Raw genomic sequence first — 12562 nt, forward strand, 5'->3', positions numbered from 1 at the left:
GTCTCTAGCTATAAATAATCCAGAAATGAAAAAGAGATATCTCGAATTAAAAGAGCGTGGAAAACATCCTCGCCAGGCCTATGTCGCTTTAGGGAATCGTATGATCCGTCTAGCTTTTGCCATGATACGAAATCAAACATTGTATCAGACCAATCGGGAAGACTATGTGTTGTTAAATGAATTGAAAAAGAAGTTGCACAAGCACAGCGTGCAAAGATTTTACGATCGATATACCTTATTATCAACAATCTGTCCATCAGCTTAAAAAATGTAGATTAATTAGTGAACAAATAGTTGGAAATATAAAGCTTTTGATTTTAAAAATAAGAACGTCCCTAGGACGTTAGATCACATTGTTTCATCGTGCCTGAGGCATATGACCTCGAGTGTCAGCGAAATGGATCTTGTCCTACAAATACGAATAATACGTGAAAATTTAAGTTTATACTTGCTAGGTGGTATCCCTGTAGGATGAAAATCCAAGATCCTTTTCACGTTCTAGAGACGTTCTTTATCCTGTTCTGTGATAGATGTACTCTTCAAAAAAATGGAATTGAGAGTATTAGTTAAGGTCGGTCTTTTTTAAGGGAATTTAACCCTTGACTTATTTACCATTATACGCTGGCACTTCGACAATATTCAACAAACTTCGGGTGGTGACAGTAGATTGCGCCCCTTATAGATTACAGTTTAATTTCAGAAATAGCAAACAACCCCTTCACCATTGACGATAGTCCATACTTCTTGACGTAATTCATTCGTTTGATGATTGATATTATAGGGATACGTATTATTTTTCATAACAAAACTATAATTACCTCCTATCTATTTTTTACAATTAATATAAAATAAGGTTTGGAGGGGAATTTGTTTATGAAACTACAAAAAATATTAATCAGTCTATTTTTATTATTTTCACTGCTTGTAATCCCACAAGCAAGTTTTGCAATCAGTAATTTAACAGTCCATTTTATTAATGTTGGTCAAGGTGACTCTGCCTTAATAAAAACTCCAAGTGGAGAAAATTTTCTTATCGATGGTGGTAAAAAAAGTCAAGGATCAACAGTTATAAATTATTTAAAGAAACAAAAAGTTAAAACATTAAACGCCATAATTGCAACCCATCCTGATGCGGATCATATCGGTGGTTTAGAACAAGTTATACGCTATTTTAATGTAAAAAGTGTTTATGCGCCGAAAGTTTCTAATAATACAATTACATATAAAAACTTTCTCTTAGCAGTTAAGAAAAAACACCTTACCATCAAAACTGCTAAAACTGGAGTAACTATTCCTATTAAAGATAAGAAAACATCAGCTAAATTCATTGCTCCGGTTCGATCATATTCAAAATCAGATACGAATAACTGGAGTGGTGTACTTTTGTTGAAACACAATAAAAAGTCATTCTTATTCACAGGTGATGCTGAAAAAGCTTCTGAAAATGACATGTTATCAAAAAGACTAGTACCTGATATTGATGTACTAAAAGTTGGTCACCATGGTTCTAAATATTCATCTAATACAAATTTTCTAAAGAAAGCACGTCCAAACTATGCGATAATAAGTGTAGGAAAGAATTCTTACGGGCATCCTACTAGTGATGTACTCAAAAGGTTAAATTCAGTTCATGCAAAAATTTATCGTACCGATAAAAGTCATAATATAATTGTAACTTCCACAGGGACGAAATTAAGCATAAGAACGGTGAAATAATATGATTAAGGGAATCGTAGATCGCTTTGAAAAGGATATTGTCGTAGTTGAAATTAAGAATGGTGATGACACTCAAGATTTTCCTCGCTCTATATTTCCAAAAGATATCGAGGTTGGTCATGTTGTCTATATTGACGGTGACAAAGTTAGAATCGATAGAGAAGAAACAGAAAATCTTGAAAGGGAAATAAAAGAATTAATGGATGATGTCTGGGAAGATTAACTAGTTCTCTCTTGTGTCTAGTTTCTTTCTTAAATTCATCAAATTAGTGAACTCTGCTAAATGTAGCAGGGTTTCTTTTTGCATTTACAGAATTATTTATATAATCTAATTATAAGGAGTGATTTGTATGAAAGAAGATTGGTATGAAGAAATTAAGAAGATCATCGAGAATCCAGACATGGTGATTGATTATTTTGCTATGCATTATACAGATGAACGTGGAGAACATAACGAAGTCGCGATTATTAATGAGAGTCTTGAATTACAAGTATAATATAACCTTCTCCCTTCAATAATGAAGGGATTTTTTTATGTAAATAATATAAGGAGTGGTTGCTAACGAAATGATGAAAATTGGTAGGAAATTACCTCCCTATTTGGATAGAATGTAAAAAGCTTCAAATCCCATGAGAAGTATTCTATAAATATTTAAAATCAAAGAAGAAAGAAGAAAAGAAACAAAATGTGTAAAATAATAACTTCGGGTGGTGCCAGGTACGGAAATTACCAAAAAATATAATAATCAAATATAGGAGCTATCTCATAAAGCCAGTTTAATAACAAAGGTAGCAAAAATGAAAACCAAAGAATCTTAATACACATCATTCTTTGGTTTTTATCTCTTCAAGGTTTTGTTAAAAAACTACGCCTTAGACAGTCCCTGTTTAAAAAAACCTCATTTACTTATTATAAGGTTCACCTTAAACCCTACCTCGATAAGTTTAAACCAAAGCCGATTTAGCTAATGGTCCACTTCTTTTTATTGATTATTTCTGCTTTACTATAATCATAATTGTAATGTTCAAAAAGCTCTCTTAAACAAGGATATAAATTGTATTCATATTCGATATCTTCAATAATTGTCGCCAGCACTCTGATAATTTGAAGTAAGTAATAAACGGCATAACCTTGAACCAATTGAGCCTTATCAGTTTCTTCAATTAATTCTTTTGCATCCTTTACTAACTTATTCTTTTCACTATACACAATAACATAACTATTTTCATTCAAAATTTCTTTCAGACAATCATTTTTCTTCTTTCTTTTTTTTATTGTACTTACATACCTATTCAGTAATTCATCTTGGATATTAGCCCATTGAATTAGTGGATCTTCTGTCATTCTCCGTCCTGTTAGATAGTCTATATTATAATAACGATCACTCATGGCAAATTCAGATAAGAATTTCAAAAGTTTCATAGATATTTCAACATTTTTTAGCAACTTTTTGTCTGTCGTAAATTCTACAACAGAATTAAATAGTTCCAACAAATTGTGACTATAGGACCGCATAGTCTTATTATCAGGAAACGTATAATTATTTTTCCCTCTATGATTTTGGATTATTATTAATTTCATCATCCTTTCTAGTCCAATACTTAATAGAAAGAATGCTTGATAATACTCACCCTTTGATTGAATACCCGCCTTTTTTAGAGAAGTGAGACCATATCCAATTGAAGTTGAAGCTAGGTATCCTTCTTTGATTAACAGAGAATCATGTAATGTATTCATTGTATAGTCCTTTCAGGTTTGATGAAAATGAATTACGTTCGAGTAAATCCAAACCATTACCGACATAAAAGTCGCATAACTGGACCATGATGCAAGTTGTGGTGCTGAGTGTTAGTCTGAATTACGCTTTTCCTAAACCGCTTTCTTGCGAAGCGAAGAGTATCAGCCTCGAAATGTGACTACCCTGTTAAGCCATCATTTGGATTACTATGTTGACCCACTTAAACATTGGGATTCCATTATCTAATCGTTAAAAATCATTTTGAAACACTTGAACTATTTAGATTGTATAGCATACAAGCTGCTACTGAACTTGCAGACACTAAACAAATATTTTATAAGCTATATCACTCTGCAGGATCGGTTGCTGTAAGTAAGCAATTTTTGGACAGTGCTTGAAAGCTGTAAACAGAAACACCTTAATTATTGGAAAACTGCGTTGTATCATGCCCTTTCTCAAGACAGCTGGTTCCACAATATTGGTGTCATACAATGAGATAATATCAATATTAACAGTCCACCACTTATTACAGTGACGGACTGTTTTGTTTTTACATTGTTAATTCTAGTTTAACATTTAAATCAAAATCAATGAGTCCTGAAAAAAGCACTTTTTTATCACCTAATAATTGAGCATTAAACGAAAGACCCTTTTCTTCAAAGATAGCATCAATTATTTCTATCTTTCCTTCTTGATACCCAATCTCTCTAACAAATGTTGGTTTAATTATTGTTTCAAGCAAGTCTTCTGCTGCAAATTGTCCATTTGAATTCTCGCCTAGCAATTCAATTGGCATCTCATCATTCCAGTGCCAAGGTATCAATTTCCTTCCATAACGCCATCTCTCTACGATATTCACATTCTCAAGATCACCGATAACATCTTTACCCGCATGCTCACTAACAATTACTTGTAGTTTTCCATTTGTTCTTTTAATACCGGAAGAAAGAGCTTTGAATACCTTATTTACGGCATGAAGCTCTTCATACTCAGAATCTGAATCAGTTCTATCCGGAAAATGAGTTTGACTTGGTTGATCAATTGCTAAAAGACTCGGAACATATGGTATATCCTGACTAATAAACAATTCATGTAACGATAATAATGTCGCAATATGATAACCTAGCCAGTTAGCACCACTACCAATCTCACGCATCCAAGCCGCTCTACCTTTATCATCTATCACTCGTATTGACAATTTGTTGGTATCGAGTTGAATTAAGTCGTCCCCCGTTTCCAAATCCAAAATGTTCCCATAATGACCTGCAAATCTTGAAAACTTAAACAAAGCAGTTTCTTTCCTTTGTGCGAAAGCTTGAAAATTTACAGACTTTAACAACTCAGCCTCCTCCTCTTTCAATGTGGCTATTTCATTTGCAAATGTACCCTCATCATTCAAAGATTCATGTAGGTTAATAAACTCCGTGAGGCGTCCAATGTACATCGCACGTTGTTCCTTTGTGGCTTGCATTTCTTCCGTTTCTTCCTGTAAGTATTCACGTTCAGCCTTTACTTGTCGTAGCTTTAATTCCTTAGCAGATATTTGTTTTCGTAGTTCTACTTCTTCAGCATCTAACATGGGAGGAACAAGCTCAATTGCTTTCCATTGAGCCTCAACTTTTTTAGTTGTTTCAACTAGTTTCGTAAGTTCTTTAGTATGGGTATTGGACTCATTACCACATAATGGGCATTCATGTTGAGATACCAATTTTTCAACAAGCCAAGAGGTAGAAGAAAGCCGATCTTTTTGTCTTAAAATATTTCTTTCTGAGGTGGCTCTAGCTAAGGATAACTCTTTCAATTGAGTGAGCCTAACACGTAAAGTCATTATTTCTGCCTGAAGGGTACTTTCCTCTTCACGCAAAGATGAAAGTCGTCCAGTATTTAAATCATGTCCATCTGCGTCCCAGTAATTGTTGTCAGATTTCCACGTCGAGACCAAATTTTTAAGTCTTTCGAACAAAACCTTTGTATTTGTGTCTTTGATACTTAATGCGGGGATTAGCCCATACTGACTTGCTGCAATGTATCTCCCTCTTACTTCCCCAGAGAAATTTTCAATATTAATTTTCAATGCTTCCAATTGACGCTGTTTACGTTCGATTATTCTTCTTACTTCTTGGAGCAGATGTTGTTTGATCAATGTCTCAGCATCTACAACCCCTAATACAAGAGGAAATATTTCTCTAAGCTTTCTGGCATGCTCTTCAATGTCTGCTTCAAAAAACATAGTCTCATTATTTGCAACAATCCTTTGTGGCTGAAACATAAACGCAGTCATATCCGAAATAGATGCTCTTCCTTTGTAACCACTACCTGATTCGTTAAAGTCTGAATTCGACCGTGGAATCTGGGCAAGTCTTTCTAATATTCCCTTTGCATGATCACGATTAGCATTTTTCTCAGGAATATCCGGAATAGTAATAGGACTTCCTTCTACGATAAAATAATCATCTGTTGAAGCCTGTTCTAGCGGATCTCGTCTTGCGAACAATTTTTCCCCTTCGGCTGTACTTAATAACAGTCCATACCAAGATGAGTATCTCCGTATCGGACCGATTTTAGGAATTGAACAACCTCCTGATCCTAGGCAATAATCTATTACTTCGATAATCGCGGATTTCCCACTGCGACTAGAACCTGTTATATAGTTAATTGCCCCAGGTTTAAATTTTAAAACTCGAGGGGCTTTATCCACTTTTTTCGACCAAATAATTAACTTCAATATTGAAAAGTTCATTTTAAAGGCTCAACCCCTAACACACTCAAATATTCAAAATCAGACATTCCTCCTGCCCATATCCCTAGCTTATATGCTGCCTTCAATACTTCTTTAGTTTCAACTGAAACATTCTTAGGAAGCTTGAATGGTAGTGAGGAAGAGAAATAACCATCTTCAAGAGATATTAACTTAGACGTAATTGCTATATTTAAAGAGCGAAATGTCCTTTCCTCCATAGCCTGCAATCGTGAATTAATATCAAAAACTGCTTCGTTTTGGGCTATAGAATTTTTTATGTCACGATCCAAGATAGATCGCAAACCGGAAGCTTCTCTCCTCTTTAAGATCATTTTCCTGCTAGTTTCTTGATAAACAAGAGGGAGAATACTAACTAAATGCCATAGTGTTAGCAACCTCTTGTTTTCTGACTGCCTAGATAAAAAACCTTGTGAGAATGCCCAAAGTGCATTTGCCCCAAGTGCAGGATTTTGCATTATCTCGTATTCACGAAGTAATGTTCCCATCATCATTCAGATATTCCTTTCGATAATGATTTAAATTGTGGGTGCCAACCAATAGCAGGTTCCTGCTTTTCGGTAAAATGCGCTAGTGCATGAAAGTTACCGCAAGTAATGGTCTTTGGCAAAATTTCATTATGAATATAACTATCCTGCTCCACCGTTAAGTCTAAACATTCCTGGCCTTTAAGTTCATCTGTCTCAAGTGACTGCCTAAGTGCTCTTCTTCGTGCGGTTGCCCATGATTTTTTGAGATCTCTTTCGTATAGCGTAAGTGCAGTTTCCGAAACCACATTTTTATCGGTCCAGATAATCCTTGTATCTTGTGCATGGATATAATCCAAAATAGCTTCCTTTATTGAATCCTCATCAATATTTATCCAATCTAGTTGTTTAACAAAACCATGTGACTCATATTTGCTAATATCAACATTTGAATCAAAAGGTACTACGAGCGCCGATAAACGTGCTACTGACACCCTTCTCACTAGCCCCTTAAGCTCTTTATCAAAATCTTCCCGTCTTATTCTTGGCTGGTGTCCGGTTTGAACTAATTCCCTTATCTTCCTCTTTACCCATCCACCCATCTGGTCAAAAAGACTTACTTTTATCTCAGGGTCAAACACTCGAATAGCTTGAATTTCTTCAAGGTTACCTCCAAATTTAGGGCACATATTATCGAATACAGAGATTTTTGTTAACATGTCCCTTAATAATTTATTACTTAATTTGCTTAACGTACTACCATATGGAACCAAATCTTCTCTTAGTGTTGTGATCATAATGCGTAATTCATCGCATACGACTTTTGAAGACTTTTCATCTACGGTATCATTTATACTCCGAGCAAGACATTTTTTCGATAAAGTTCCATTTGTCACTAAATGAAACTCCACATTATTAAGGATTGTCGGGTTTTTCACAACTAATTCAGCCCATATATGTAATGTTTTCCATAATGCTACACTCCGGTCTGACAAAGGTGATCCCGTATTTACGGTTGATTTGTCTTGTTCATGTATTTCCTTTCCACTAACTTTGTGAATACTGACATCATCTATATCCTCAATCCCTATTTCAATTACATCGACTTCTGATTGAAATAGTCTATAGGTTGCGCGGTCAAATTGATACATATATCCTAATGCCTGACCTGAAGCAGAATGGTCTATAGCCATTTTTATCACCTACCAATCTAGGACTCTTGTAGTAATTTCGACATTTTCATTGTAATTTCCTCCTTTTTACTTTTTCTTAGACACAAATTGCACATACTTTAAGACCCTTGGAAAGTAAAACGTCAAAAAGTCCCCACCTTTCAGAAGGTCGGGACTTGGAGTATTATTTAGGTAACTTGTTAAAGGCTATGCAAGTTACAGGAAGTGTTATTGACCAAGGCAGTTATTGGTCCAAGGGTTTTTCTTCTGTCGTATCCAAATTGGGAAGCTGCTCAAATAGACAGCGAAGATAGTACATAAACCTAATTTACTTATGATACGGTTCACCGAATATCACCAAAGAACATAATAAGATTTGAAAATAAAATCTTTATTAAAATATGATTAATAGACGTAAAAAAGACTTGTATATTTCAGGTCTTTTTACGTCTATTAAAATGTTCCATTTTTTATAATTCTAGGCTATCATCAAGTAATTTCCTTGATTTATCTATCAACTGTTTACTTTTCTCTTTTAACTCAAAACCTTTTTTAGCAAGATTTATTATATTATCTTGGTTCGGTACGAGAGGTATAATAAAATCTGAAATTCTATCCATTCTTAAATGTGGCAAAGTAGAAGCAATTACAGTTCTTTGTTTTGCTTGGTATAAACCAATTTGTTTCACTGAAAGTGCCGTAAAAAGATAATATGGGTCGATTTTATTAGTGTCAGCAATAATTCTTAGGATTCCACTCCCGACTATACACTTATCAGACTTTGTTGTTAACGCAACTAATCCAATCTTTCCATCTTTTGAAAATAGGATTTCGTTAGGTTCAATAGCTTGGTCAAGGTTTTGGTAAATCTCATTTTCTACATAAAAATCAGGATATCTATCCACTTCATAATTTAGAATATCTGTAGTACGAATAAATGATACATCATTTTCTTGCTTATCCAAATAAAGTTTATAATTCCCTGATCCAACTTCATCACCAGATTTAAAAGAAGCTACTGAACCAAGAGTTTTCCAATCGTGTTTTTCTTTAATCGCTTCAATCGTATTAACATACAATGGTCTATAATATTCCGGTGTGATTATATCATTATTTTTAATATCAGATTGTTTGATTCTGTAATTTAGTTTATTGGGGATTTTAGTAAAATCAATATCTAATGATTTTACTAATTCTTCCCTCGCTTTATCTATGTTTTTTAAACCATCTAAAGCATATTTTTCTGCTAATATAATATTTGTAGTAATCTCATCATGTATTGTTTTGTCCTTAATAAATACTTTAAGCGATTTGATTTTCGGATAAGTAAGAATAGGATGTGTATTTCCAGTAAATAGAGTGTCAATTTGGTATCTCGCTACTTTTGAATTTAGATAAAGAGATAAATATTGAGGACTTACTAAACTGTTATCTATTCTTAATCTAACTACATTTTGGTTTATATTAGCACCGACTAAACTTTCATTTACAACAGCTGATACACCTAAATATTTTCCTATCGTTGTAAAAAGTACATCATGTAATTCTAATTGTGAACGTTGTAATAGATTATTTTTCTCATGGGTGATATAGAACCCATCGTATTCACTTATTACGTACCTTTTAACTGCCGAGTTTTTAATAAACTTTGCTCCTGATTCAACAAAAACTTGACCAGCGTGTTCCCCATCTGTTAATACTTTAATTACACCTTTATCTCCTAGACTAAATGAAGTTATATCATCTCTTGCTGAAAATTCTTTTATCTTCTTTTTAAATCTATATAAATTTGGGTAGAGGTGGTTTTCAAGTTCACTATGTTTAATCCTAATCGTTTTTAGCATTACTTCTCTCTCCCCATGATTTAACTTCCTTTTTATATAGAGAACTTACTAATGATATATCATCCTCATCAATCAATTCTCCTCTTCTATTATGACCACAAGTTTCACAAATCGCCATAAATACATTATGTTCTTCAGGTATATCAATACCTTCCTTAATTTTTTCTGCAATTAGAACAGTTGTCTTAGTTGAAGTATTTGGTTGAAATGTTTCTTTTGGGATATCAATTATCGCTAATATTTTCATATTATTTTTAATAAATTGTCGGATATATCCTAATTTGTCATTACCATATATCCCATCAGGTAAGACAATACCTAGTTTTCCACCAATTTTTAAAAATTGAATACATCTCTCAATAAATAAAATTTGAGGTGCAACTCCCTTAGTTTTGCCCTTATTATTCAATATATTTTGTTTCTCCCAAGTATCCTCCTTTTTATCAAATTTCCACTTATAACCCAAATTGAATTGTTTAAGTATCTCTTCTTCTTTTATCGGGATTTTTGACCCAAATGGAGGGTTAGTTAGCACTAAGTCAAATTTACCTAAATCAATTTTATCTTGACACTTACTACTCCAATTTTTAACTGGTTCAAGACTATTCTCGCAGAATATTCCACCTCTTCCATCACCAATTATAGCCATGTATGCTTTAGTTACTTTAGCTACAAATGAATCCTTGTCAATTCCTCTAAAATAGCTAGTTGCTACATACTGCTTTTCTTCATCAATCCTTCTCTCAGACCAACCAAGTTTCACTGCCTTTTCGTCAATCTTATTCCAAACATATCTTAATGATTCTATTAAGAATCCCCCTGTACCACATGATGGGTCAATTACCATAGTATTTTCATCTGGGTCTACAATCTCAACAATCATTCTTATAACATTTCTTGGTGTAAAAAATTGACCTTCATCACCTTTTAACGCTTGGGAAACAAAGACTTCAAAGGCATCACCAATTACATCTCTCTCAGATTCAGTAATACATAACTCCTGTAATTGACCAACAAAAAAGACAATAGAGCCTGGGTTTAAATCAATAGTTTCCTCTGCTTCAAAAACATCACTATATCTTCTCTTAACTTCATTAAATAAATTTACAATTCTAGTTTTTACTATACCTTTATCTTCATGTACACCTGCTCTGAAGGAAACTTCTTCTTCTAAACCAGTATATTGTTCATCGTATATTTTACAAAAGAGAAGATTGATTATTTGTTTTGCTCTATTTCTTGTTGATGTATCCTGCTGTTTCATATTTCCATAAAGGTAATTATTAATAACCTTAAAATGTACTTTTAGATTTTTTGCAGGTTTTAAATCTTTTCTTTTGTATTTACCAATATCTTCAATCCTCTGACCCTTTTTAGGGATATTTGGAATTTCAGAATAGATTATATCCCCATCAATCTTCCTTTTTTCTAAATTAATTTGTTCTTTTCCATTAAACCATACTCCCCATTTAACTGTACTGCACATATCCATATAAAGTTTTAACTGCTCAATTCCATCTTTTCGAGATTCTTTTTTACATTCAACTACTCCTATTAAATCACTTTCTGCTCGACTACTACCATTAAAGATACCGATATCTATAGGGTATTCTTTTACTTCATCAGATGGAGTCTTTCTTACATAGTATTGGGGTCTGGTCTGAATTTGTCCTATTTCATATTCATATTCTTCTACGAGCCTTTTGGCAAAAACTTGTGTAGCCTGAATTTCCTCTGGTGTTCCTTTAATTTGCAGACCAGAGATATAATCGATAATATATCCATCCTTTAAAACTTCTGTCATATCAATAATCCTCGTTTCTATTTTTATCATCTTGCAATGAAAATTAGCTTTTTATATTAAAATTTTATCATATAATCCATTTTTACTATAATATAATTAGACATCGTTACCATTAATTCTCTAATTTTACTACAATTCTCACTTTACCTTTTTAATTTGTCCTCATTCTTCTATATATAGTAGCTTTAGACACTCCTGTCATATTTTCTATTTCTTTAACTGTGTATTTCTTTGTATCATACAATATTAAAGCCTGTTCTACTTTACTGCTATCCTTCTTAGGTCTTCCACCTTTCCTACCTCTTGCTCTGGCACTCTCTAGACCTGCTCTAGTTCGTTCGGAGATTAAGTCACGTTCCATTTCAGCTAATACAGCCAACATTTTAAACATTGCTTTGCCAACTGCTGTAGTAGTATCAATGCTATCTCTTATACTTACTAATTCAATACCTCGTTCTTGAAGCTCTTGAGATAACTCAATTAATCTCTTTGTAGAACGACCAAGTCGGTCGAGTTTATAAACAACTATTACATCTCCTTCTCTAGCGTACTCAATTAATCGGTTTAATTGAGGTCTATCGTCTTTCATTCCACTCATTTTCTCTTGATATATTTTTTTACATCCTGCTTTTTCCAAAGCATCTAATTGTAAATCTAAAGATTGCTCGTGTGTACTAACCCTCGCATATCCTATCTTCATATGTATCACCTTTAAGCTTCAATTTGTTATCTCTATTGTATCAAAAACGGTTATATAAATAAATAAAGAAACAATGTTTTTGATACGGATTTTGATACGGATTTCCAGCTATAATTATATGTTTTATACAAGTTTTTCAACTAGTATCATAAACAGTCGTTTTTGATACTTCAGAAAAGGAAAAAATCCCCTTAATTAAGAGGATTTCAATTAGTTTTATGTTTGGAATTTAATTTAGATTGTGGGATTGGTAGTGCTTATATGTTATTGGTATTGTACGTTGCTTCTTAAGATAGGTGCCTGGCACTTCGACAATATTCAACAAACCGTCGGGTGGTGACAGACACGAAGATTAAGATGCA

At 33.4% G+C, this 12562-nt stretch carries 10 protein-coding genes and 1 pseudogene; 4 read left to right on the forward strand and 7 right to left on the reverse strand.

Going from position 1 to position 12562, the window contains the following annotated elements:
• The 4 genes and pseudogenes from FG390_RS15825 to FG390_RS15830 form a co-directional block, all read left to right on the forward strand.
• Positions 1 to 265 (forward strand): annotated as a pseudogene (locus FG390_RS15825) (IS110 family transposase); the annotation flags it as partial.
• A gap of 608 nt (positions 266 to 873) precedes the next feature.
• A complete protein-coding gene (locus tag FG390_RS11710; RefSeq protein WP_141191227.1) occupies positions 874 to 1716 on the forward strand; it encodes a ComEC/Rec2 family competence protein in 843 nt (280 codons plus the stop codon).
• 1 nt (position 1717) lies between these two features.
• Positions 1718 to 1939, forward strand: a complete 222-nt coding sequence (locus FG390_RS11715) for a DUF3006 domain-containing protein (RefSeq protein ID WP_141191228.1) — start codon at positions 1718 to 1720, stop codon at positions 1937 to 1939.
• A gap of 127 nt (positions 1940 to 2066) precedes the next feature.
• Positions 2067 to 2213: a hypothetical protein gene (locus FG390_RS15830; RefSeq protein ID WP_181406484.1), complete on the forward strand. Its 147-nt coding sequence runs from the start codon at positions 2067 to 2069 to the stop codon at positions 2211 to 2213.
• Between the two features lie 464 nt (positions 2214 to 2677).
• On the opposite strand, the gene FG390_RS11720 is transcribed toward FG390_RS15830, so the two are convergent.
• From FG390_RS11720 to FG390_RS11750, 7 genes are all read right to left on the reverse strand, one after another.
• On the reverse strand, positions 2678 to 3454 hold the full coding sequence (locus tag FG390_RS11720) for a hypothetical protein (RefSeq protein ID WP_141191229.1): 777 nt from the start codon (positions 3452 to 3454) through the stop codon (positions 2678 to 2680).
• A 551-nt stretch (positions 3455 to 4005) separates the two neighbouring features.
• Positions 4006 to 6195, reverse strand: coding sequence for a DUF3732 domain-containing protein (locus tag FG390_RS11725; protein WP_141191230.1), 2190 nt, complete (start codon positions 6193 to 6195; stop codon positions 4006 to 4008).
• The gene (locus FG390_RS11730) at positions 6192 to 6707 is read right to left on the reverse strand and encodes a three component ABC system middle component (RefSeq protein ID WP_258311663.1); all 516 of its coding nucleotides are present in this window, start codon (positions 6705 to 6707) and stop codon (positions 6192 to 6194) included. Before FG390_RS11730 ends, FG390_RS11725 begins: the two co-directional genes overlap by 4 nt.
• Positions 6704 to 7873 carry an ABC-three component system protein gene (locus tag FG390_RS11735; protein ID WP_141191231.1) on the reverse strand — a complete coding sequence of 390 codons (1170 nt, stop codon included), beginning with the start codon at positions 7871 to 7873 and terminating at the stop codon, positions 6704 to 6706. Before FG390_RS11735 ends, FG390_RS11730 begins: the two co-directional genes overlap by 4 nt.
• A 449-nt stretch (positions 7874 to 8322) precedes the next feature.
• Complete coding sequence (locus FG390_RS11740; protein WP_141191232.1) at positions 8323 to 9696, reverse strand: restriction endonuclease subunit S; 1374 nt, start codon at positions 9694 to 9696, stop codon at positions 8323 to 8325.
• A complete protein-coding gene (locus tag FG390_RS11745) occupies positions 9680 to 11500 on the reverse strand; it encodes a type I restriction-modification system subunit M (protein ID WP_181406485.1) in 1821 nt (606 codons plus the stop codon). The genes FG390_RS11740 and FG390_RS11745 overlap by 17 nt, the downstream gene beginning before the upstream one ends.
• A 151-nt stretch (positions 11501 to 11651) precedes the next feature.
• On the reverse strand, positions 11652 to 12200 hold the full coding sequence (locus FG390_RS11750; RefSeq protein ID WP_141191234.1) for a recombinase family protein: 549 nt from the start codon (positions 12198 to 12200) through the stop codon (positions 11652 to 11654).
• Positions 12201 to 12562 lie beyond the last annotated feature (362 nt).

This window comes from Terrilactibacillus laevilacticus, from assembly GCF_006517395.1.
GTDB lineage: Bacteria > Bacillota > Bacilli > Bacillales > Sporolactobacillaceae > Terrilactibacillus > Terrilactibacillus laevilacticus.